The sequence below is a fragment of the Agromyces excoecariae genome, from assembly GCF_051715505.1.
Taxonomy (GTDB): domain Bacteria; phylum Actinomycetota; class Actinomycetes; order Actinomycetales; family Microbacteriaceae; genus Agromyces.
In genome coordinates this window covers 401,907-424,211 of the sequence record NZ_JBPSLA010000001.1, presented here as the reverse complement: position 1 = coordinate 424,211, position 22,305 = coordinate 401,907, and the positions used below count along the sequence as shown (strand labels likewise).

At 72.4% G+C, this 22,305-nt stretch carries 22 protein-coding genes; 6 read left to right on the top strand and 16 right to left on the bottom strand.

The window, feature by feature from the left end:
• Positions 1-7: 7 nt before the first annotated feature.
• Entirely contained in the window at positions 8-856 is an 849-nt protein-coding gene (locus tag ACSJD1_RS01970) for a nitrilase-related carbon-nitrogen hydrolase (protein ID WP_353814564.1), read from the bottom strand.
• Positions 857-1,134: 278 nt separating this feature from the next.
• On the opposite strand from ACSJD1_RS01970, the gene ACSJD1_RS01965 reads away from it, so the two are divergent.
• Both ACSJD1_RS01965 and ACSJD1_RS01960 read left to right on the top strand, forming a co-directional pair.
• Positions 1,135-2,565 (top strand): aminotransferase-like domain-containing protein, encoded by a 1,431-nt coding sequence (locus tag ACSJD1_RS01965; RefSeq protein ID WP_438853634.1) that lies wholly within the window; start codon positions 1,135-1,137, stop codon positions 2,563-2,565.
• Positions 2,566-2,755: 190 nt separating this feature from the next.
• Positions 2,756-4,147 carry an HNH endonuclease signature motif containing protein gene (locus ACSJD1_RS01960; RefSeq protein ID WP_438853633.1) on the top strand — a complete coding sequence of 464 codons (1,392 nt, stop codon included), beginning with the start codon at positions 2,756-2,758 and terminating at the stop codon, positions 4,145-4,147.
• 121 nt (positions 4,148-4,268) lie between these two features.
• On the opposite strand, the gene ACSJD1_RS01955 is transcribed toward ACSJD1_RS01960, so the two are convergent.
• From ACSJD1_RS01955 to ACSJD1_RS01945, 3 genes are all read right to left on the bottom strand, one after another.
• Positions 4,269-6,329 carry an elongation factor G gene (locus ACSJD1_RS01955; RefSeq protein ID WP_438853632.1) on the bottom strand — a complete coding sequence of 687 codons (2,061 nt, stop codon included), beginning with the start codon at positions 6,327-6,329 and terminating at the stop codon, positions 4,269-4,271.
• A gap of 180 nt (positions 6,330-6,509) precedes the next feature.
• Positions 6,510-7,379 carry an LLM class flavin-dependent oxidoreductase gene (locus ACSJD1_RS01950; protein ID WP_438853631.1) on the bottom strand — a complete coding sequence of 290 codons (870 nt, stop codon included), beginning with the start codon at positions 7,377-7,379 and terminating at the stop codon, positions 6,510-6,512.
• A 9-nt stretch (positions 7,380-7,388) separates the two neighbouring features.
• Complete coding sequence (locus tag ACSJD1_RS01945; RefSeq protein ID WP_438853630.1) at positions 7,389-8,036, bottom strand: phosphoribosyltransferase; 648 nt, start codon at positions 8,034-8,036, stop codon at positions 7,389-7,391.
• A gap of 211 nt (positions 8,037-8,247) precedes the next feature.
• Here ACSJD1_RS01945 and ACSJD1_RS01940 point away from each other — a divergent pair, with 211 nt between their 5' ends.
• Both ACSJD1_RS01940 and cofD read left to right on the top strand, forming a co-directional pair.
• Positions 8,248-9,219, top strand: a complete 972-nt coding sequence (locus ACSJD1_RS01940) for a zinc-dependent alcohol dehydrogenase family protein (protein ID WP_438853629.1) — start codon at positions 8,248-8,250, stop codon at positions 9,217-9,219.
• 41 nt (positions 9,220-9,260) lie between these two features.
• The gene (cofD, locus tag ACSJD1_RS01935) at positions 9,261-10,322 is read left to right on the top strand and encodes a 2-phospho-L-lactate transferase (protein ID WP_438853628.1); all 1,062 of its coding nucleotides are present in this window, start codon (positions 9,261-9,263) and stop codon (positions 10,320-10,322) included.
• A gap of 1 nt (position 10,323) precedes the next feature.
• Here cofD and ACSJD1_RS01930 read toward each other — a convergent pair whose 3' ends face one another.
• From ACSJD1_RS01930 to ACSJD1_RS01900, 7 genes are all read right to left on the bottom strand, one after another.
• The gene (locus ACSJD1_RS01930) at positions 10,324-10,797 is read right to left on the bottom strand and encodes a hypothetical protein (protein WP_438853627.1); all 474 of its coding nucleotides are present in this window, start codon (positions 10,795-10,797) and stop codon (positions 10,324-10,326) included.
• A 148-nt stretch (positions 10,798-10,945) separates the two neighbouring features.
• Positions 10,946-11,293 carry a hypothetical protein gene (locus ACSJD1_RS01925; protein ID WP_438853626.1) on the bottom strand — a complete coding sequence of 116 codons (348 nt, stop codon included), beginning with the start codon at positions 11,291-11,293 and terminating at the stop codon, positions 10,946-10,948.
• On the bottom strand, positions 11,293-12,135 hold the full coding sequence (locus ACSJD1_RS01920; RefSeq protein WP_438853625.1) for a DODA-type extradiol aromatic ring-opening family dioxygenase: 843 nt from the start codon (positions 12,133-12,135) through the stop codon (positions 11,293-11,295). The genes ACSJD1_RS01925 and ACSJD1_RS01920 overlap by 1 nt, the downstream gene beginning before the upstream one ends.
• A gap of 51 nt (positions 12,136-12,186) precedes the next feature.
• Positions 12,187-13,050, bottom strand: coding sequence for an amidohydrolase family protein (locus tag ACSJD1_RS01915; protein WP_438853624.1), 864 nt, complete (start codon positions 13,048-13,050; stop codon positions 12,187-12,189).
• Complete coding sequence (locus ACSJD1_RS01910) at positions 13,047-14,273, bottom strand: CaiB/BaiF CoA transferase family protein (protein ID WP_438853623.1); 1,227 nt, start codon at positions 14,271-14,273, stop codon at positions 13,047-13,049. Before ACSJD1_RS01910 ends, ACSJD1_RS01915 begins: the two co-directional genes overlap by 4 nt.
• Complete coding sequence (locus ACSJD1_RS01905; protein ID WP_438853622.1) at positions 14,270-14,866, bottom strand: OsmC family protein; 597 nt, start codon at positions 14,864-14,866, stop codon at positions 14,270-14,272. The genes ACSJD1_RS01910 and ACSJD1_RS01905 overlap by 4 nt, the downstream gene beginning before the upstream one ends.
• Positions 14,856-15,863 carry an alcohol dehydrogenase catalytic domain-containing protein gene (locus tag ACSJD1_RS01900; RefSeq protein ID WP_438853621.1) on the bottom strand — a complete coding sequence of 336 codons (1,008 nt, stop codon included), beginning with the start codon at positions 15,861-15,863 and terminating at the stop codon, positions 14,856-14,858. The genes ACSJD1_RS01905 and ACSJD1_RS01900 overlap by 11 nt, the downstream gene beginning before the upstream one ends.
• A 227-nt stretch (positions 15,864-16,090) precedes the next feature.
• Here ACSJD1_RS01900 and ACSJD1_RS01895 point away from each other — a divergent pair, with 227 nt between their 5' ends.
• The gene (locus ACSJD1_RS01895) at positions 16,091-17,170 is read left to right on the top strand and encodes an ABC transporter substrate-binding protein (RefSeq protein ID WP_438853620.1); all 1,080 of its coding nucleotides are present in this window, start codon (positions 16,091-16,093) and stop codon (positions 17,168-17,170) included.
• 202 nt (positions 17,171-17,372) lie between these two features.
• On the top strand, positions 17,373-18,194 hold the full coding sequence (locus tag ACSJD1_RS01890) for a C1 family peptidase (RefSeq protein WP_438853619.1): 822 nt from the start codon (positions 17,373-17,375) through the stop codon (positions 18,192-18,194).
• A gap of 107 nt (positions 18,195-18,301) precedes the next feature.
• On the opposite strand, the gene ACSJD1_RS01885 is transcribed toward ACSJD1_RS01890, so the two are convergent.
• From ACSJD1_RS01885 to ACSJD1_RS01865, 5 genes are read right to left on the bottom strand one after another with little or no spacing between them, the layout of a single operon-like run.
• Positions 18,302-18,748 (bottom strand): RidA family protein, encoded by a 447-nt coding sequence (locus ACSJD1_RS01885; RefSeq protein ID WP_438853618.1) that lies wholly within the window; start codon positions 18,746-18,748, stop codon positions 18,302-18,304.
• Positions 18,749-18,759: 11 nt separating this feature from the next.
• A complete protein-coding gene (locus tag ACSJD1_RS01880; protein WP_438853617.1) occupies positions 18,760-19,599 on the bottom strand; it encodes an ABC transporter permease in 840 nt (279 codons plus the stop codon).
• A complete protein-coding gene (locus ACSJD1_RS01875) occupies positions 19,596-20,429 on the bottom strand; it encodes an ABC transporter permease (protein ID WP_438853616.1) in 834 nt (277 codons plus the stop codon). The genes ACSJD1_RS01880 and ACSJD1_RS01875 overlap by 4 nt, the downstream gene beginning before the upstream one ends.
• Complete coding sequence (locus ACSJD1_RS01870) at positions 20,426-21,259, bottom strand: ABC transporter ATP-binding protein (protein ID WP_438853615.1); 834 nt, start codon at positions 21,257-21,259, stop codon at positions 20,426-20,428. Before ACSJD1_RS01870 ends, ACSJD1_RS01875 begins: the two co-directional genes overlap by 4 nt.
• A gap of 37 nt (positions 21,260-21,296) precedes the next feature.
• Positions 21,297-22,304: an LLM class flavin-dependent oxidoreductase gene (locus ACSJD1_RS01865; protein WP_438853614.1), complete on the bottom strand. Its 1,008-nt coding sequence runs from the start codon at positions 22,302-22,304 to the stop codon at positions 21,297-21,299.
• Position 22,305 lies beyond the last annotated feature (1 nt).

The window sequence follows — 22,305 nt, the reverse complement described above, 5'->3', positions numbered from 1 at the left end:
CGTCGGGTTACGGCTTCGGGATGGACGTGTACGACTCCGGCCGGCGGTCGCGGTAGAACTGCCAGGCGTTGCGCACCTGGCGGATCATGTCCATGTCGAGGTCGCGGACCACGACCTCCTCGTCGCTCTCCGAGCCGTAGTCGCCGACGATGTTGCCCTGCGGGTCGACGAACTGACTCTTGCCGTAGAAGTTCACGGCGAGGTCGCCGTACTCGTTGTCCTCGAGGCCGACGCGGTTCGCGGCGCCGATGAAGTAGCCGTTCGCGGCCGCTGCCGCGGGCTGCTCGATCTCCCACAGGCGGTTGGAGAGGCCGGGCTTGGTCGCGTTGGGGTTGAAGACGATCTGCGCGCCGTTCAGGCCGAGCTCGCGCCACCCCTCGGGGAAGTGCCGGTCGTAGCAGATGTACACGCCGATCGGGCCGACGGCGGTCTGGAAGACGGGGTAGCCGAGGTTGCCGGGGCGGAAGTAGAACTTCTCCCAGAACTTGTCGAGGTTCGGGATGTGGTGCTTGCGGTACGAGCCGAGGATCGTGCCGTCGGCGTCGACGACGACCGCGGTGTTGTAGTAGACGCCGGGCTGCTCCTCCTCGTAGATGGGGAGCACCATGACCATCTCGAGCTCCTTCGCGAGCGCCGCGAAGCGCTGCACGATGGGCCCGTCGGCCGGCTCGGCGTAGTCGTAGTACTTCACGTCCTCCGTGATGCCGAAGTAGGGCCCGTAGAAGAGCTCCTGGAAGCAGATCACCTGGGCGCCCTGCTCCTTGGCCTGGCGTGCGAACTGCTCGTGCTTGTCGAGCATCGACTCCTTGTCACCCGTCCACGTGGTCTGGGTGATGGCCGCTCGAACGATCGTCATGGTGCCTCCTGAGTCGGTCGGCGTCGTTGCCGTCCGCTGGCGGGTACTGGGCGCGCGGTGCGTGGTGCGCTAGTGCCTGCCGTGCGTGCGGTGACGCCGAGCAGTGGTGCCGAGAATCGACGCCGGCTGGGGACCGGCGGCGGATGCCAGATCGGGGTTGCGACCCGTTCTGTTATTCTTCGGCGTGAACATTTCCCTTGTGTTTCACTCTGTGACGTGGTGGTTAAACATCCTGTCCCTTGCTTCGTGAGGAGGCAATGGTGCGATCAGGTATTCGAGTGGATGTCTCCGAGCTGACGTCGCTCGCCCCCTTCGCCGACACGACCCCCCGCGGCATCGCGGCCGACCTCGCCCGGCTCGTGAACAGCGGCGACCTCGAGGCCGGCGTGCGCCTGCCCACCGTGCGGGAACTGGCCGCGACGCTCGGCGTGAGCCCCGCCACCATCAGCCAGGCGTGGCAGGCGCTCGCACGTGCCGGGCTCATCGAGTCGCGCGGCCGTGCCGGGAGCTTCGTGCGCCGGGATGCCGCGGCCGGCCCCGCCGTGCGGATGCGCGGGATGGCGGCGCCCGACGACCCGGTCCGACTCGACCTCTCGCGCGGGACGCCCGATCCGCTGCTGCTGCCGCCGCTCGGCCCCGCGCTCTCGCGCGTGTCCGCCCGCGCGGACGTCGGCAGCTACCAGGCGGAGCCCGTCATCCCGGCGCTCGCGACGGTGCTCAGGGAATCGTGGCCCAGCGAAGCCGAATCGATCGTCGTCGTCGACGGCGCACTCGACGCGATCTCACGCGCGCTCGAGCAGGTCGTCCGCTTCGGCGACCGGGTCATCGTGGAGCATCCGGGTTTCCCGCCGTTCCTCGACCTCCTCGACCTGCTCGGCGCCGAGGCCGTGCCCGTCGCCATCGACGAGCACGGGATGTCGCCCGACGGGCTCGCCACCGCCCTGCGGCGCCGCCCGGCCGCCATCCTGCTGCAGCCCCGCGCCCAGAACCCGACGGGAGCGTCGATGACGCCCTCGCGCGCCGCGGCGCTGGCGGGAGTCATCCGCTCGGCCGTCGACGAGCACGGCGTCGACCTCGTCGTCGTCGAGGACGACCACTCGGGACTCATCTCGACCGAGGGCGACGTCACGCTCGGCACCCACCTGCCCGACCGCGTCGTGCACGTGCGGAGCTTCTCGAAGTCGCACGGACCGGACCTGCGGATCGCCGCCGTGGGCGGCCCGCGCGACCTCATCGGCCGGATCATGGCCCGGCGCATGCTCGGCCCCGGCTGGACCTCGCGCATGCTCCAGTCGATCCTGCTCGACCTGCTGACGGACGGCGCGGCCATCGACGCCGTCGCCGAGGCGCGCCGCGCGTACTACACGCGCCAACGCGCGCTCGGCGACGCATTGCGCGCGCGGGGCGTGCCCGTGATGCGCGCCGACGGGATCAACCTCTGGATGCCGGTCGAGTCGGAGCGTTCGACGCTCGTGCAGCTCGCGGCGGCCGGGATCCGCGTGGCCGGCGGGACGCCGTTCCTCGCGGCGGCGAACGGGTCGCCGGTGGCGGGGGCTGCCGCGGTGCGCGGTGCCGCAGTGGCGGCGAGGGGCGCGGTCCGGGAGCGCGAGTTCGTGCGGGTCACCGTGGGCGCGGTGCGGGAGGGCGCGGCGCCGTTGGCGGATGCGCTCGCGGTGGCGGCGCAGCACCTCGCTGCGGGCGGGTACTGAGGGGGTGGCGCCGGCGCCGTGCCGGCCGCTCGCACTCCCGACCCGAACCTCCCCTCCTGCCGCATTGCGGCGAGACTCTCCCGTCCTCCCCAGCCCGCTCGGGAGCCGACCTCTTCACAGGCGAAATATCCCGGTCAGCGTCTGAATCGACGGGCCCGGAGATGTCGGTGGGTCGGGGCAGGATCGAAGCATGGACGAACCCCTGGCGACGCTCGAGCACGAGCTCGGCGCGCTGCGCGAGGCATGGGGTGAGGCGATGCCGGCGTTCGGTTCGATCCTCGGCGACGCGCAGGGCGACCTCGAGCAGATGAGCGACCCCGGGCTCGTCAGGGTGACCGATGCGCTCGCCGCGCTGCGCCGTGGCGTCGATTCGCTGCTCGCACGCGCCGCCGCAGAGGTCGCCCGACGATCCGGTCCCGAGTTCGGCGAACTCGGGCTCGCGAAGGCGCAGGGGTTCCACAACGCGGGTCGACTCGTCGCCGCGTCCACCCGTGCGTCTCGGAGCGATGCCGCCCGACTCATCGCCGTCGGTTCCGCGACCGCCACCCGCGCATCCTTCGTCGGCGAGCGGATGCCGCCCCGGCGGCCGCACCTCGCCCGCGCACTCGCCCGCGCGGCAGTCAGCGTCGACGCCGCGTCCGCGATCACGACCATGCTCGACCGCGTGGCGCCGCGCTGCGATGCCGAACTGGTCGAGGTGGCGGAGGCCGCCCTCACCGAGCTCGCCCAACGGGCGCCGGTCGAACTGCTGCTGCGCGGCATCCGCGAAGCCGAAGCACGCCTCGACGCCGACGGGGTCGAACCACGCGAAGCGCAGGTGCGCGCAGAGCGCTCGCTCACGATGCGCGAGGACCGCCACGGCGTCGTGCACCTGCACGCCAGGCTCGACCCCGAGACGGCGGCGCCGGTCAAGGCGGCCGTCGAGGCACTCGTCGGCGAGTCGCTCCAGCGACGCGACCCGCGCCCTGGCGAACCGCGCCCGGTGGTCGACGACCGACGGTCGATACCGCAGCTGCAGGCCGATGCGCTGGCGGCGATCGCGCGCCACGCCCTCGGCTGCGAAGCGACGTCGACCCCGCTCGCGAAGACCACCGTCGTCGTGCGCGTCGACTTCGAGGCGCTCGTCACCGGACACGGCGACGCCCGCATCGACGGACTCGGCCAACCGATCTCCGCGGCCACCGCCCGGCGGCTGGCCGCCGACGCGGAACTCATCCCCGCGGTGCTCGGTGGTCCGAGTCTCCCGCTCGACCTCGGCCGCAGCGCCCGCCTCTTCACCCGCGCGCAGCGACTCGCCCTCGGCGAGCGCGACGGCGGTTGCGCGTCGTGCGGTCAGAACGTCGGCTACGTCGAGGCGCACCACATCCGCTGGTGGGAACGCGACGCCGGGCCGACCGACCTCTCGAACGGCGTGCTCCTCTGCAGCTTCTGCCACCACCTCATCCATCGCGAGGGATGGACCATCCGCCCCGAGGCGAGTGCCATCTGGTTCATCCCTCCGCCGCACGTCGATCCCGAACGCGTGCCGCGGCTCGGCGGGCGGGCACGGTTCGAGCTGCAGATGACGGATGCCGCGGCCTGAGTTGCGGGCGCGCGGCCGACGACGCGAGCAGGGACGCCACCGCGTCCAACCGGAGCGTGCTCAGGCACGCGCCGCGCTCACGCACGCGCCGCGGTCACGCAGGGGCCCGACCGCGCCGCGCTCACGCACGCGCCGTGCTCGGCGCCTTCGCGTAGTGGTCGGGCGTGATCGTGAGCTCGGCCTGGCCGGCCGTGATCGAGCGCAGGTCGAGCACGTACCGCGTGAGTTCCGCCTCGGGCACGTGCGCCACGACCCGAGCCCGTCCGTCGCTCGCGGCCTCGGTCGCGCTCACGCGCCCACGACGCCCCGAGAGGTCGGTCAGCACGGCGCCCTGCAGGTCGTTCGGCACCGTCACCGTCACGCTCGACACGGGTTCGAGCAGCACCGTCCCGGCTTCGGCGAGCGCCGCCTTCACGCCGATCGACGCGGCCGTGCGGAACGCCATGTCGGACGAGTCGACCGAGTGCGTCTTGCCGTCGGTGAGCTCGACGCGCACGTCGACGACCGGGTGGCCCTGCGGTCCGCCCGACGCGAGCGCGTCACGAGCGCCCTTCTCGACCGCCGTGATGTACTGGCGCGGCACCGCACCGCCGGTCACCGAATCCACGAACTCGAACCCGTCGCCGGGCGGCAGCGGAGAAACGGTGAGCTGCACGACGGCGAACTGCCCGTGTCCGCCCGACTGCTTCTTCAGCTTGCCCTCGACCGAGGCCGAGCCGGCGATCGTCTCGCGGTACGCCACCGGTGCCGGCCGGGTCTCGACCTTGACACCGAAGATGCGTGCGAGCCGCTCGACCGCGACCGCGACGTGCGTGTCGCCGAGACCGCGCAGCACGGTGTGCTCGCCCGCCCGGTCGACCACGAGCGTCGGGTCCTCGGCGGTCAGTCGCGCGAGCGCCACGGGCATCTTCTCGTCGTCCGACTGCGACGCGGGCTCGAGCGAGACCGCGTACACGGGCGGACGCGGAGGCGTCGCCGCCGGCCGAGCTGTCCCGGAGGGTCGCGACCACAGCAGCGAACCCGACGGAGACCCGGTGAGCTTCGCCACCGCCCCGACCTCGCCCGCGGCCAGCGTTCCCGCCGTCACGTGCTCGGCCCCGCGCAGCCGGAACAGCCCGTGGATCCGCTCGTCGACGCCGGTCGTCGCGTTCCGCAGCTTGTCACCCGTCCGGAGCGTGCCCGAGAGCACCTTGAGCATCGACACCTGGCCGACGAACGGGTCGGCGACCGTCCGGAAGACGTGCACGAGCGTGTCGCCCGCCTCGTTCGGCGCGACCTTCAGCTCCGACCCGCCCGTTCCCTCGCCGACGATGATGCGCCCGTCGCGTTCGGTCGCGGCGGGCGTCAGTTCGCAGACGAGGTCCGCGACCCGGTCGACGCCGGTGCCGTTCACCCCCGAGCACACGAGCACGGGCACGGCCTCCCCGACGGCGACCTCCCGCGCGAACGTCCGCTCGAGTTCCGCCGCCGACGGCTCGTCGCCCTCGAGGTACGCCTCGAGCTGCGCATCGTCGTGCGACACGATGTCCTCGGTCACCTCGACGTGCATCGCGTGCTCCTCGGCCTCCGCCTCCGGCGGCAGCGGCTCGTCATGGTGCGTCCCGTCGCCGTCGTAGACGTGCGCCTCCTCGCTCAGCACGTCGGCGATCGCCCGGAACGCCGCCTCCTCGCCGATGGGCAGCTCGAGCGCCCACAGGTGCTCGCCGAACTCGGCGCGCAGCTCCGCGAGCACGCGTCGGAAGTCGGCCCGGGCCTTGTCCTCCTGCGTGACCACGACCACTCTCGGAATGCCGGCGGCAGCCGCGGCATCCCACGCCGACCGGGTCCCGGCGACGACGCCGTCCACCGCACTGACCGTGACGAGCGCGACATCCGCCACCGACAGCGCCGCATCGACCGCGCCCACGAAGTCCGGATGCCCCGGGGTGTCGGCGAGCGTCACCGTGTAGGCCGTGCCGTCGGGCCCGGTCCAATCGAGGTGGGCGAGCGAGAGCCCGAGGCTCGTGTGCCGGGCGATCTCCTCGGGCTCGTGGTCGCAGACGGTGTTCCCCTGCTCGACGGATCCCGTCCGCGGGATCGCGCCGGCGCGATGCAGGAGCGCCTCCGCGAGTGTGGTCTTGCCAGAGCCCGAAGCGCCCACGAGGGCGACGGTCCGGTGGGTCTGGGGCGTTGCCGAGTTCATGGGGGCCTCCCGCGCCGGTGCGGTTCCGTGCGTCCATCGTCGCGCGCGAGCGCCCGCGCGTCCAGAGGGCGGAGGTCCCGATCCTGCAGCGGATGCCGCTGGCACGCGCCCGGTCGTCACGCGCTGAGGTCGTCGCCGTGCTGCGCCGGGATGCGATCCGATCGGTCGTCGTCGGGCTCGTCAGCCCGCAGCCGCCCGCCGCTCCGCGACGAGCGCGCGCGTCTCCGGCGCGATCCGCGCACCGAGCTCGGCGATGAGGCCCTCGTCATCGCCGACGACCACGAACGTGTCGACGCCGTGCCGGGTGGCGAGGTCGGCGAGCGTCTCCGGGTGCGCGTCGCGCGGCCCGATGTTCAGCAGTCGACGGATGCTCCGGGGCTCGCGCCCGGCGACCCGAGCCGCCTCGTCGATGATCGCGTGCCCGGCGTCGAGCGAGTCCGCGCCGTGCTCGAGGCGTCCGAGCGACGGCAGCCAGCCGTCCGCGGCGGTCCCGATCAACCGCAGTCCCTTGGGCTTCAGGACGCCGAGCCAGATCGGCATCGGGCGTTGGACCGGTGCAGGACCTCGCTTGGCCCCGCGGATCGGGTAGTGGGTGTGGTGCAGGAACACGCCGCCCTCGGCCTCCGTGTCCTGCAGCTCGCGGATGACGGTGATCGCCTCGCCGAGCGCGCCGACCTGCTCGGCCGGGGTCCGGCTCGGCGCGCCCATGGCGACGGCCGCCGGCGCGAACCCGCCCGCGCCGATGCCGAGCACGACGCGCCCGCCCGTGAGCAGGTCGAGGGACGCCGCGGCGCGCGCCAGCACGGCGGGCGGCCGGAGCAGCAGGTTGTGCACGTTGGCCGAGATCCGGATCCGGCTCGTACGCGCGCCGACCCAGCTCATGAGCGTCCAGGTGTCGAGGAACCTCGGCTGGTACGGGTGGTCCTGGAAGGTGACGAACTCGAGCCCCGCGTGTTCGCTCGCCAGCGCGAGCCCGACCGTGTGCGACGGGTCGAGCGCCGATGGCGTGATGAAGGTTCCGAACTCGATCGGACGGCCGTAGTCGGGCATGCGGCCACGCTACGCGCTCCCCGACCTCCTCGCCCTCGCCGCCTCGAGGAACGCGAGGACTTCGTCATCCGTCGTCTGGCGGAAGTCGGCGTACGCCTGCCCGACCGCCATGAACCAATCCGGCACCTCGACGGCGACGACGGCGTCGGCCGACGGTACGCGGGACGCGGCATCCTTCGGCGCGACCGGGACCGCGAGGACGACGCGTCGCGCACCGCGGGCCCGGGCCACCTCGCAGGCGGCCTCGGCGGTCGCGCCGGTGGCGAGCCCGTCGTCGACCACGAGCGCGGTGCGACCGATGAGGGGCTCGGGCTCGCGGCCTCCACGCAGTTGCGCGACCCGACGGTCGAGCGTCTGCTGCTCGTGCCGCTCGACCTCGGCGAAACGGGCCTCCGAGACACGGGCGCGCCGCACGAGCCCGTCGTCGATGACGCGCACCCCCCCTTCGCCGATGGCGCCCATCGCGACCTCCGACTGCCCGGGAATGCCCAGCTTGCGGACGACGATCACGTCGAGCGGCGCCCCGAGCCCCTCCGCGACCGCAGCCGCGACGGGCACGCCGCCGCGCGGAAGTCCGAGGACGACCACGTCCTCGCCGCGGAACGCCCCGAGCCGGTCCAGCAGGGCGGCGCCCGCGTCGGCGCGGTCACGGAACATGTCTCCAGCATGCGTCCCCGGGGGCGCGGCGGCGAGGCCGTTGGTCCTCGGGGCCGGGCGGCCGCGGACGATCGCCCCGTGTCCGACCGCACGGAACCGGGTGACCTTCGTCCCCGGCGCGCCGAGGCATCCGTCGCACGCTGGCAGTCGGGGCGATCGGCGGCGACGGACCACCGCGCCAGGGGTGGGGGACCGCGAGATGGATGCCTGGATGACGAGCGGCGACGGACGCCTCACCGCCGGGACGCTCCCCGAGCCCGCACCGGCCGCCGACGAGCTCGTCGTCGAGGTGGCCGCGTGCGGCGTGTGCCGGACCGACCTGCACGTGATCGACGGCGAGCTCGAGCCGCACCGCAGCCCGGTCGTGCCCGGTCACCAGGTGGTCGGTCGGGTCGTCGCGACCGGGCCCGACGTTCGCCGCACGGCGGTCGGCGACCTCGTCGGCATCGCCTGGCTCCGCTCGACGTGCGGCGCGTGCCGCTGGTGCCGGTCGGGGCGAGAGAACCTCTGCCCCGACGCGCGCTTCACGGGATGGGACGCCGACGGCGGCTACGCGGGGTTCGCCACGGTGCCCGAGGCGTACGCGTACGCGCTGCCGTCCGACGCCGACCCCGTCGCGGTCGCCCCGCTCCTCTGCGCCGGCATCATCGGCTATCGTGCGCTCCACCGCTCGAACCTGCCGCCCGGCGGACGGCTCGGCCTCTACGGCTTCGGATCGAGCGCGCACCTGACCGCGAGGCTCGCGATGGCCGCCGGCGCGAGCGTCGTGGCGATGACGCGCGGCGAGCCGAACCGGCGCCTCGCTCGCGAGCTCGGCCTCGAGTTCGTGGGCGACGAACGGGATGCTCCGCCCGAACCGCTCGACGCGGCGATCGTGTTCGCGCCCGCCGGTGACCTCGTGCCCGTCGCCCTCGAGGCGACGAGCCGCGGCGGCACGGTCGTGCTCGCGGGCATCCACATGACCGACGTCCCGGCGATGACGTATTCGGACCACCTCTTCCTCGAGCGCGACCTGCGCACGGTCACGGCGAACACGCGCGCCGACGGCGACGAGTTCCTGCGCCTCGCGTTGCGCCTCGGCATCGGGCCCACCGCGACGCCGTACGCCTTCGAACGAGCGGATGCCGCGGTCGACGACCTGCGCGCGGGGCGCGCGTCGGGCTCGCTCGTGCTCGTGCGCTGACGCCCGGCGGCCCCGCCCGCCCGTGCCGCTACCGTGGAACGGTGAAGATCACGGTGCTCGCGGGCGGAGTCGGAGGCGCGCGGTTCGCGCGCGGCGTGCGCGAGGAGTGCGCGCGCCGGTGGCCGGCCGGTCCGGACGCCGAGCCCGCCGCCGACGGCACCCCGGCGAGCGCCGCCGACGTGACCGTCGTCGTCAACACCGGCGACGACCTCTGGCTCTCGGGCGTGCGGCTCATGCCCGACTTCGACTCCCTGCTCTACGCCCTGGCCGGCGTGAACGACACGGAGCGCGGCTGGGGTCGCGCCGGCGAGTCCGAGCGCGTCGCTGCCGAGCTCCGCGAATGGGGCGTCGGCTGGCCGTGGTTCACGCTCGGCGACCTCGACCTCGGCACGCACCTCGCGCGCACGTCGTGGCTGCGCGAGGGCCTCGCGCCGTCCGACGTCGCGGAGCGGCTCCAGCGCCGCTGGCGGCTCGGCGTGCGCCTGGTCCCCGCGACCGATACCGAGGTCGACACGCACGTGCGCATCGACCCGGCGCACCCCGACGCCGCGGGCCGCGACGAGCTGCACTTCCAGGAGTGGTGGACGCGCTACCGCGCGTCGATCCCCGCCCTCGGCTTCGAGCAGCGGAACCTCGCCGATGCCCGACCCGCGCCCGGGGTCGAGACCGCGATCGCCGACGCCGACGTCGTGCTCATCGCCCCCTCGAACCCCGTCGTGTCGATCGGCACGATCCTCGCGATCCCCGGCATCCGCGAGGCACTCGCCGCGACCGCGGCGCCGGTCGTCGGGGTCTCGCCGATCATCGGCGGACGCGTCGTGCGCGGAATGGCCGACGCGTGCCTGTCGGCGATCGGCGTCGAGACGGACGCCGCGGCCGTCGCGCGCCACTACGGCGCCCGGTCGGCGGGCGGCGTGCTCGACGGCTGGCTCGTCGACGAGACGGACGCCGCGGCCGTGCCGGGCCTCGTCGGAGGTGGGTTCGCCGCGGCATCCGCCCCGCTCTGGATGCGCGACCTCGACACGTCGGCCGCGCTCGCGGGCGCGGCGCTCGACCTCGCGGCAGACGCCGCAGCCGGCGCCGCGCCCGGTCGGCGCGACTGACTCAGCGGCCTCCGCGCGGCACCGGGATCACCGGGCACTCGAAGTAGCGCGTGATGTCGCCGACGACGAGGTCGCCCGCGTCGGCGGCGGCCCAGAGCTCCTCGGCGGAGTCGAGCACGCCGTCGCCGTCGAGGTCGCCCGAGGCCAGTGCCGCGGCGTAGCCGTCGGGCAGGTGCACCTCGGTGATCGCCCAGCGACCGCCGCGGAACCCGGGATCGCCGGGCGCGGCCGGCGTGACGTTGGCCTGGGTCCCCTCGGGGAAGGCGTAGAGCGGCTGGAACGAGTGGGCCGGCGCGCCCGTGCCCGAGAAGTCGGTCGGCGTGCCGACGGTGCGGTACAGCTCGCCATCGGCCCAGAACGCAGGTCCGGTGACGCCCGCGGCGTTCGCCGCCGGAGCGCCGAGCAGCACCCCGCCGGCGGCGAGGGCGAGCGTGGCGGCCGCGCCGAGCAGCGGGCGGATGCGGGTGGTGTGCATGAGGTTCCCCTTCCGTTCGACCGCCGGTCCGGCGGCCTTCCAGCAGTCAATGCCGGAGCGGCCGATGCGGCGACGGGGGAGCGGTGACGGTGCGCTTACCGTTCCCTTACGCGGGCCTTACGACGCTGTGGGGAACCGAGCCGGGCCGTCACGGGATGTAGTCGACGAGCCCCCGCGGTGCGACGGCCGCGCGGTAGCGCTCGACGAGCTCGCGCCATCCGAAGCCCTCGGTGTACTCGTGCTCGTAGACGGCCTCGGTGAAGTGCCAGAGCAGGTAGGGGTGCGCGCCGAGGGCGTACAGGGCGCCGAAGTCGCGCGCGTCGAACGCGGCCCGCTCGGCGTCCGTGAGCACGCGGTCGTCGCTCGGGCCGGCGGGCGTCCCGCCGCCCGAGAGCCAGCGCTCGACGAACGCGGACGGGTCGGCGACGTACTCCGCGACGGTCGCGTCGCCGAGTTCGACCGCCCGGATGAACTTGTCGACCATGTAGGCGCTCATCAGCGTGTGCTCCAGAGGAAGAACGGACTCGTCGAGAAGCGCGACTCGGGCACGTCGACGAAGTCGGCCGGGCGGCCGCCCATCGCCGCGAGCGCCGCGATCGCGTTCAGGAACTGGGAGGTCATGCTGCCGGCCGCCGTCAGGCGGTCGACGTCGCTGCAGACCCGGATCGCGCCGTCGAGGTCGCCGTCGCGCATCCATCCGGCGGCCAGCGCGTCGAACTCGGGGTCCGGCGATCCGGCGAACGTGCGGGGACCGCCGACGTCGTTCGCCATGTGCCCGGAGGTGAGGATCCCGACCCGCGCATCCGAGTCCCAGGCCTCGATCGAGCGGCGCAGGTGCTCCCCCAGCGCGACGAAGCGCCGCACCGACGGCACGGGCGGCATCGACGCGTTCGCGTGGATCGGCACGACGGGGAGGTCGAGCTCGGGCCGCACGTACTGCAGCGGGATGACGAACGCGTGGTCGAGCCGCCACTCGAGGCTCACCGAGAAGTCGATCGCATCGGGTTGCACGCTCCGCCCCGCGATCCGGTCGGCGAGCTCGCGGTGGCCGATCACCTCGGCGAACTCCATGCCGAACGTGCGCACCTCGTTCTCCCAGGTGCCGTGGTAGGCGTCGGCCTTGCCGATCGCGAAGGCGGGCGAGTTGTCGTAGAAGAACTGCCGGAGGTGGTCGGTGCCGATGACGACGAGCACGTCGACCCCGTGCGACGCGACCGCGTCGCGGATGCGGGCGAAGTTCGCCGCGATCGGCCGCAGGTCGTCGGGCACGGGGTCGGTCATGGCCCGCCAGAGCAGCGGGTTGTGCGGCGTGACCGCAGCGAGCACGAGCTCGGCCATCGGGTTCCTTTCGTTGCAGCGCGGGTCGGCGCAGCGGATGTCTCGGGCGGCTCAGATCCCGAACAGTCCGCGAGCGTTCTCGAGCATGATCCTCCGTCGCGACTCGTCCTTGAACGGCAGCTCCGCGAACTCGTCCATCCACCGGTCGGCGGTCATGACGGGCCAGTCCGATCCGAAGAGCACGCGGTCGGTGATGAGCGAGTCGGCGTACCGCACGACCTCGGGCGGCAGGTACTTCGGCGCCCACCCCGACAGGTCGAGGTACACGTTCGACTTGTGCCACACCATCGCGAGGTTCTCGAGGTGCCACGGCCAGGCCGGGTGGGCGCTGATGATCTTCAGTTCGGGGAACTCGGCGGCGACGTCGTCGATGTACGGCACCGGCCTGGCGTTCTCGAGCCGGTAGCCGCCGCCGCCGGGCGTGCCGGCGCCCGCACCCGGGAATCCCGAGTGGAACATCACGACGAGCCCGAGTTCGGCGCACGTCTCCCAGATCGGGAAGAACCGCGGATCGTTCGCGAGGAACTTCTGCCGCGACGGGTTGAGCTCGCCGACCCCCTTGATGCCGTACTCGTCGTGCATGCGGCGGATCTCGGCGATCGCCGCCTCGCCCTTCCACGGGTCGATGCCCGCGAAGGCGATGAACACGTCGGGGTGGTCGGCCTGCGCGCGACCGAGCAGGTCGTTGGGCGCCCCCTTGATGCCCGACGTCGTCTCGGAGTCGGAGTTCACGATGACGGCCATCATGCGCCGATCGCGGTACTGGTCGGCCTGCTCGGCGAACGAGACCACGGGCCGCTCCCGCCCGAAGTGCTTCGCCATCTGCTGGTGCCGTGCGCCCATCGCGGCGAGGAACTCCTCGGTCTGCGGGTGGGTGTGCACGTCGATCGCGACGAGGTCGTCGGGGCTGGTCATGCGCGGGTCCCTTCGGGTGCGGGTTCGATGGCGGCACCGGCGGCGACGGATGCCGCGGCACGGGCGAGCTCGCCGGCGTCGCCCTCGCCGAGCCGCGGCGCCGCCCGCAGCGCCGGCCGACCGCTGGCGTGGAACACGGTGCTCGGGGCGGGCACGCGCAGCGGCGCGCCGTCGGGCCCATCGATCTCCTCGACGAGCCCCATCGACGCGACCTGCGGGTCGTCGAACAGGTCGGCGACGGTGTTCAACGGACCGTGCGGGATGTCGTGCGCGACGAGCCGGTCGAGCCAGTGCTGCCGCGGCATCCGCTCGGTGATCGCCTTCAGCTCGGCGTCGAGCTCGTCGTAGTTGCGGACGCGCGCCTCACGGGTCGCGAAGCGCGGGTCGCTCGCGAGGTCGGGGCGCTCGAGCACGTCGAGGAGCCCGGTCCAGAACTTCTCGGGCACCGACATGTGGATGACGAACGCCTTGCCGTCGGAGCCGACGCACGCGTACGCCTGCGCGCGCCGCGGGCGCGAGTCGGGCCCGGCGACCTGCCCCGTCTCGAGGTAGGTCGACGCGGCCTCGGTGAGGAAGTCGATGAGCGAGCCGACCATCGACACCTCGACGTGCTCGCCCTCACCCCCCGGGCGCTGCCCGCGGGCATGCAGCGCCGCGAGGATCGCCTGCGAGGCGGAGAGGCCCGAGAGCAGGTCGGAGAACGCCGGACCGAGCGGGCGGAGCGTGTCGGCGGGCACGACCTGGCTGTACATCGCGCCGACCGCCGAGATCACGGTGTCGTACGCGGGCCGGGCGGCGTAGGGGCCGCTCGGGCCGAACCCGGTGATCGAGCAGGTGACGAGCCGCGGGTTCAGCTCGTGCAGCGCGTCGGGGCCGAAGCCGAGCCGTTCGGCGACGCCGGGGCGGAAGTTCTCGATGAGCACGTCGGCGTCGCCGGCGAGTGCACGCAGCGCCGCCAGCCCCTCATCGCTCTTCAGGTCGAGCGCGACCGCGCGCTTGCCGCGGTTGTAGGCGGCGAACTGCGGGCTCATCGTGCCGTGGCCCTCCCAGCGCCGCATGGGGTCGCCGTCGGGCGACTCGACCTTCACCACCTCGGCGCCGAGGTCGGCGAGCAGCTTCGCCGCGTACGGCCCGGAGATGTACTGGCCGAGCTCGATCACGCGGATGCCCGCGAGCGGGCCCGCCGGGCGATCCGTGCCGTGTCTGCCCTGGTCGTCGGTCATCGGGTCTGCTCCTCTCGGTGCTCGTTCCTGAGGTCGTCCGGGCGGGTGTCGAGGACGGTCCAGCCGCGCTGGACGAGCACGAGGTGCAGCGGCACGGCCTTCGACACGAGCGAGGTGGTCGGGCATCGCCGCGCCGCCTCGCGCAGCAGCGCCACGGCCCGCTCGGGCGTCGCGTCGTCGTCGATGCGGAGTTCGACCACGAACCACAGCGGATGCGCCGGCGGGCCCTCGACGAGGTGCTCGCCTCGCAGGTCGAGGCACGTTCGCACCTCGGCCTCGAGCGAGCGGACCGCGACATCCGCCGCCGCCCAGGTCTTCGCCGCCCAGCCCAGCATGCAGAACGCGATCGAGCTGAGCAGGTACCGCATCGGGCTGGGGGCCGAGTCGTGGCCGCCGCGCTCGGCGGACTCGTCGGACCGGAACGCGTAGTGCGTGCCGTACTGCTCGAACTCGGAGATCGACGCGACGTCGCCCTCGAGTCGTGCGGCGACCCAGGGGCGCATGCGGGCGGATGCCGCGTCGGCGCGGGTGCGCTCCGCGATGCGCTGCAGCGAGGCGCGTAGCCGGGGCCGGTCGATGAGGTCAGCGGACATCGATGATCACCTTGCCTGGCGTCGTGGTCGGGAATTCGCGGTACGCGCGCCGCACGTCCTCGAGCGGGTAGCGCGCGCCGATGCGCGGCCGGACGACGCCGTCGCGCACGAGGTCGAGCGATCGGCGCACCTGGTCGAGGTCGGCGCTCGCGACGCCGACGAGCCGCTTGCGCGAGAGGTAGAACTCGCGCGCGTCGATCGAGAGCCGGGTGTCGACGGATGCCGCGCAGAACGCCGCGCGCCCGCCCCACCCGAGCGCGGCGATCGCCTGCCCGAGGAGCGCGGCGCTGCCGCTCACGTCGACGACGGCGTCGAAGCGCTCGCCGGGCGCCAGCGCGCCGGCCAGGTCGGCGTCGGGCCCGGTGACGAGCACGCGCAGCCCATCCGGCGCGTCATCCAGCGGATGCCGCGTGGCCGCCGTCACGTCGGCGCCGAGGTGCACGCCGTACTCGAGGGCCGCACGGCCCAGCACGCCGCCCGCGCCGGTGACCAGGAGGCGATCACCGGCGCGGACGTCGGCGGCGTCGAACGCGTTGACGACGATGGGGAGGCTGTGCACGGTCGCGGTGGCGACCTCGGCCGAGAGCCCGGCACGGTCGAAGGCGACCTCGGCCGGCACGACCACGAACTCGGCCGCGCCGCCGTCGCGATGCACGCCCACCACCCGCTGCGCGGGGCAGGTCGACTCGCGGCCCGCGGCGCACGCGGCGCAGCGACCGCAGGGGATGTTCGGCTTGACCACGACGTGCTGCCCGACGCGCTGCTCGGAGACGCCGTCGCCGACCGCGACGATCGCGCCCGCAGGGTCGATGCCGAGCACCCGGGGGAGCTTGGCGGCGGCGCCGGGCCCGTGGCCCGCGATCACGTTGAGGTCGAGCTGGTTGACGCCGACCGACTCGACGCGGATGAGCACCTCGCCCGCACCCGGCTCCGGAACGTCGACGCGCGCGACGTCGAGTCCGTCGAGGCCATGGGCCTGGAGGAGGGCTGCACGCACGGTTCGCCTCGTTTCCGGTCGGTCGCGGCATCCCCGCCGCTTTGGATACCGTATCCAAAAATGCGCCGGTTCGTCCAGACCGGGATCAACCCATCGTCCCGCGAAGACGTTCGTCGGGAAACCGTGGACAGCTGTGCACATTTTGGATACGGTATCCACCAATTCGCGAGAGGCTCCGCTCTCCGCGGGACGCCGACCGCGAGTCAACCCGCCAAGAATGGAGAGTCATGCGCAGATCCATCCCTCGCTCCGGCCTCGCCGTGGCCGCCGGCCTGGCAGTGTTCGCACTGCTCACCGGCTGCGCCGCGAGCGACCCCGCAGCAGACGCCGAACCCGTCGAGCTCGCCGACGGCGAACCCGGCGAGCCCGAGGACACCGACATCACGGTGGCCATCCCGTTCCCCGACGTCACCATGTACTCGATGTACGTGCTCGCCACCGACCTCGGTTACTACGAGGAGGAGGGCCTCACGGTCGAGGTGATCACCGCCGACAACGTCACCGCGGCCGTCGCATCCGGCAGCGCCGACATCGGCGTGGAATCGACCGGAACCGTCATCGAGGCGATCCGCGGCGGCGTCGACGTCGACCTCGTCTCGGGCCACTACTGCCGGCAGAACTTCGACTTCGCCGTGCAGCCCGACATCGACTCGGTCGAGGACCTCGAGGGCACCTCGATCGTGCTCGCCGGCACGCCTGGCGACCCGGCCGAGTTCCAGCGGGCGCGCGTGCTCGCGGAGGAGGGCTGGGACCTCGAGGGCGTGGACGTCGAGGTGGTCTACCCCGGCCCGGGCTCGGAGTCGTGGACGGAGTTCTTCGTGAACGACCGCATCACGCTGCAGCCGTTCTACGGCGACGACCGCCCCGCGCTCGAGGAGGCCGGCGCGACGTTCCCGGTCGAGGCCCTGCGGAACTGGGCGAACGACGTCATGGTCGCGGGCAGCAGCTACGTGCAGGAGAATCCGAACACCCTCGTGCGGTTCCTCCGGGCGACGCTGAAGGCGCTCGACTTCATGACCGCACCGGCGCCCGGCGAGTTCCCCGACAACGTCGACGAGGTGCTCGACATCTACGAGGCGAACGACTTCGACGTCGAGGCGCTCCGCGGCTCCGACAGTCCGTGGGTGCTCGACGGCCACCTGGCGTGCCAGAACCTCTACTTCGACACCGAGGCCTGGGACACGACCGTCGAGACCCAGAGCCTCGAGCCGATCGAGTTCGACACCTCGCAGCTCGCCTACCTCGAGAAGGCCCAGGAGCTCCTCGGCCTCGACAACTCCGGTCCGGAGACCCTCCCCTACCCCTGACCCGATCTCCCCGCACGATCGACGGGCCCTCGCCGCAGCGCATGACGGCGGGGGCCCGTCGCGTGCCCGGCACCCAGCCATGCGAAGGGACGCACGCCACTCGCAAGCTGAGGACGCGCTTGCCCCGGCCGCACGTCGAGTCTCGCGCTGCGTAACATGACCCTCGTGGGCCTCCGGCCTGCAACCGACGAGGGGGTCTCCCATGGCCACGATCCACGACACGATGGACTACGGGTACGACCCCACGGTGCCTGAACCCGGCCCGGTGAGTGTGCCACCGTCCGTGGGCCCGCCGCCGCCCAGCGCACTGGTGAACGCCGACTTCCTGCCGCCCGTAGGCAGACAGGACACGCCGAGTTGCTTCGTCTGGTCGTCGACCTACGGCCTCACCACGTTCGCCGCGGCGCGGGCCGGGCTGATCACCGATCCCCGATCCAGCGCGCAGCAGGCGAGTCCGTACTACACGTACGTCAAGGTGCTGGGACAGTCCAGTACCCCCGTCGACACGTGCACCGGCGGCCAGATCATCGGCTGCCTGGAGTTCCTGGAGGGCAACGGCGGCACACCGTCGATGCAGGCGGCTCCCGAGCCCGCGCCCGGTTCCAGCGCCTGCGCTGCCGTCTGGACGGCCTACGGCACTGCGCAACTCTCCCCCGATGCCAACTTCCAGCCGACCGCGTGGTCGAAGGTCAGCGTGCTCGGCGAGACCGGGCTGAACAACATCCGCACCATCGTTTCGCAGGGGTACGCGCTCGCCTACGGCACACGGCTCTACACCGACTTCGCCAAGTACGACGGCACGCCCAACCCCTATGTCGGGAACGGCATCATCGCGATGAAGCCGAACGACCAACCCGTCGGGCACTGCATGTTGATCATCGGCTACGACGACACGACGCAGGCGGTGCTGATCCAGAACAGCTTCGGTTCCGACTGGGGAAGCAACGGATACGTCTGGATGGCCTACCAGACGTTCCAGGCGCTCGCGCAAGGCGCCGCCGTCTACATCACCGCGATTCAGTAGCTCCGGGCACCGATCGCCGATCCGGCCGAACGACTTCACCCGGCAGCCGGCCCCCGTCATCGCGCATGAGACGGGGGCCGGCGGTCTCTGGCCCGGCGGATGCCGCGTCAGCCGCCCGACGCGCGGGCGGAAGCGGCGACCGGCGCCGCGGCATCCGCCCCTGGCGGCACCGCCGCGATCGCCTCGATCTCGAAGCGGTACTCGGGGCCGGCGAAGCCGGCGACCTGCACGAGCGTCGAGACGGGGAAGTCGTGCGTGAAGTAGCGCGCGCGGATCTCGCGCACGTCGTCGCGCACGAGCCGGAAGTCGTCGCGGACGAACACGTTCACCTTGACGACGTCGGCGGGGGTCGCGCCCGCGGCATCCAGCACCGCGGCGAGGTTGGCGAAGGCCAGCTCGACCTGTTCGCGCGTGTCGGCCGGCATCGTGCCATCCGCTCGCATGCCGATGATGCCGCTGACGAACACCAGGTCGCCGCCCGAGACGCGGATGGCCTGGCTGAAGTCCGCCGTCGGCGGGTAGACCCCGACGGGCTCGACGATCTGCTTGAGCATGCGCGAACCCCCTACGACGCCCCGACGATCTTGCGGTCGTCGTACCAGGGCGCCAGCCGGCGGCGCAGCGTCGAGATGAGCCAGAGCGTGAGGTTCGCGATGATGACCATCACGATGACCATGGCGATCGCCTCCGCCATCATGAACTGGTAGGCCGCGAACTCGAGCAGGTGGCCGAGGCCGCCCGTGCCGCCGAGGAACTCGCCGAGCACCTCGCCCGTGAACCCGAGGGCGGCACCGCGCTGGATGCCCGACAGGCTGTACGGCAGCGTCGCCGGGAAGATCACCTTCCAGCCGAGGTACACCCCGTTCACGCCGAACACGCGACCCGCGCTCACGAGCGACGGGCTCACCGTGACCGCACCCTCCATCGTGTTCAGGATGATCGGGAACACCGCGAGCAGGAACACGAGCGCGATCTTCGACTCGTTGCCGAGCCCGAGGACCAGGATGAAGAGCGGCGCGAGCGCGACCTTCGGCGTCGAGTACAGCAGCCAGAGGAACGGCGCCACGGTGAACCGCAGCACGGGCGACCAGCCGACCGCGAGGCCCACGACCACGCCGACGACGATCGCGAGCGCGAGGCCCACGAGCAGGTTGCCCATGCTGTACGCGAACGCCTGCCAGAACTCGGGCTCTCCGAGGAGCCGCACGAACGCGGCGATGATCTCGGTCGGCGGCGGCAGGAACGCCGCCGGCACGAGCTGCAGCCAGCTCACCGCGGCCTCCCAGACCAGCAGGACGGCGGCGACGACGCCGACGAGCAGCCACGCCCACTTGCCCTCGCCGGAACGGACGACGCGGCGTGGACGGACGATCCGGTTCGTCCCGGTCGCTGAGGTGACGGTCATCGGCGTGCCTTCCTCGTCCACGGCGCGACCCGGCGTTCCACGAGGGTCACGACCTGCGTCATGCCGACGCTCCAGACCACGACGAGCGCGATCGCGGCGAACGCCTGGTCGGTCTGGTAGGTGTTGGCGGCGCGGATGATGACCGCGCCCATGCCCTGCGCCGAACCCGTGAGCTCGGCGACGACCATGCCGATCGTGGCGAGCACGACCGCCTGCCGGAGCCCGGCGAAGAGGAACGGCACGGTCGACGGCAGGTACACCGACCGGTACAGCTGGAACCGGCTCGCACCGAACACCGTTCCGGCCCGGATGATCGACGGGTTCGTCGTCCGCATGCCGGCTGCGACGTTCAGCAGGATCGGGAAGACCGCGCTGATCGCGACGAGGAAGATCACGGGACCGATGCCGAACCCGAACCACGCCTTCGCGAGCGGCTGGTAGGCGATCGTCGGCGTCGCGTAGATCGTCCACGCCATCGGCCCGACCACCCGGTCGACCGGGAGCGACGTGCCCATGAGCAGGCCGAGCGGGATGCCGATCGCGACCGCGATCGCGAAGCCCGAGACCCACGCCTGCAGCGACACGAGCGCGTTCGTCGCGAGCACGCCGCTCGACCACAGCTCGAGGAAGCCCTGCCAGATCGCCGACGGCGGCGGGAAGAAGACCGGGTTGACCCAACCGAGCACGCCGACGACGAGCTGCCAGAGCAGGAGCATCACGACGACCTCGGCGGCGAGCACGAGCGCCTTGCCGCGCGCGCTCAGCCCGGCGAGCCAGGCGCCGATGCCGCCGCGACCGAGGTTCGGCCCCGACGCGAGGAAGGTGCTCACTTCGACACCGCCGCGGCGGTCGCCTCACCCTGGAGCGCGTCCCACAGGTGGTCGCGCAGCTCGAGGAAGCGCGGGTCGCTCTGGATGCTGCGCTCCGACCGCGGTCGCGCGAGGCCGGTCTCGATGACCTCCTTGATCGCACCCGGATGGCTCTTGAACACGACGATCCGGTCGCCGAGCAGGATCGCCTCCTCGATCGAGTGCGTGATGAAGAGCACCGTCTTGCCGGTGGCCGCGATGAGCTTCTCGATCTCGGCGCGCATGACCTCGCGCGTGAGCGCGTCGACCGCACCGAGCGGCTCGTCCATGAGCAGGATCCGCGGCTCGGCGACGATCGCGCGGGCGAGGCCCACGCGCTGCTGCATGCCGCCCGAGAGCTCGCGCGGGTACGAGTGCTCGAAGCCGCTGAGCCCGACGAGCTCGATCGCCTCCTGCACGCGGTCGCGCCATCCGCCGCCCTTCAGGCCCTTCTGCATCTCGAGCCCGAACTTCACGTTGTCGAAGACCGTGCGCCACGGCAGCAGCGCGTAGTCCTGGAACACGACCGCCCGGTCGGGGCCGGGGCCCGTGACCGGTTCGCCGGCCACGAGCACCCGCCCCGCACTGGGCTTCACGAGCCCCGCGATCACGTTCATGAAGGTCGTCTTGCCGCAGCCCGACGGGCCGAGCACGGTCACGAACTCGCCCTCGCGGACGTCGAGGTCGACGCCCTCGATCGCCACGAGCTTCTTCCCGGTCCGGGCCACGTCGTAGCTCACGCTCAGGTCGCGCACCGAGATCAGCGACGAGACGGATGCCTCGCCCTCAGCCGGCTCGATGGTGGTCGTCATCGCAGTCCCCTCTCCCATGTCCACGGGGCACCCTCGATCAGGCCAGCGCCGGCTCGGCGGCGCGCTCGCGCATCTTCGGAAGCACCTCGGTGCCGAGCAGCTCGATCTGCTCGAAGAAGCGGTCGAACTTGAACCGGAAGTCGAACACCAGGTGCTCGGTGCCGATGGCCTCGAACTTCCTGAGCTCCTCGACCGCCTCGTCGGGATCGCCGACGATGAGCTGGCCCTCCAGGTCCTCGACGGTCTCGAAGGTACCCGAGGGCGGCTTGACCGCGAACTTCGCCTTGTTGGCCCAGGCGAGCAGTCCCGGGATGTTCACGTGCTTCAGCGCCTCCTCGCGCGTCTGCTCGATGGAGGTGGGCGGGATCACCGACACGGTCGGCATCGGGCGGCCCGAGGCATCCGTCAGCTCGCGCATGTTGGCGATGCGCTTCTCCATGGTCGCGAGCGAGATGCGCCCCGGCATCCAGCCGTCGGCGTACTCGGCGGCGAGGCGCGCCGAGCGCGGGGTCGCGCCGCAGTACCAGAACGGCACGCGGCCGCCGACGGGCTTCGGCTCGATCGTGACGTTCTCGAACGAGAAGATCCCGTCGTCGTAGGTGACGTCGTTCTCGGTGAAGACGCGCTTCAGGATCTCGGCGTTCGAGCGGACCGCCTCGACGCGGTCGAGGTCGCCCCAGCCGATCGCCTCGAACTCGTGGTCGAACGTGCCGGCGCCGAACCCCAGGATGAGCCGCGGCCCGACGAGCTGGGTGATCGTGCCGGCCATGAGCGCCGTGACGAGCGGGTGGCGGAACGGGATGAGCGAGCCGGTGCCGAGCTCGAGCCGCTCGGTGACCGCGCCGATCGCGGTGAGCGTCGTGAGCGCGTCGTAGAACGTGCGGTTCGGCTTCTCCATCTCGCCGTGCGGCTCGAAGACGAGGTGGTCGCGCACCCACACCGAGTCGAAGCCCATCTTCTCCGCGAGCTGCGAGCCCTCGAGCAGCTTCTCGCGACTCGCCTCCTCGCCGAAGTGCGGCAGCAGCAGTCCGAATTTCATCGCCATG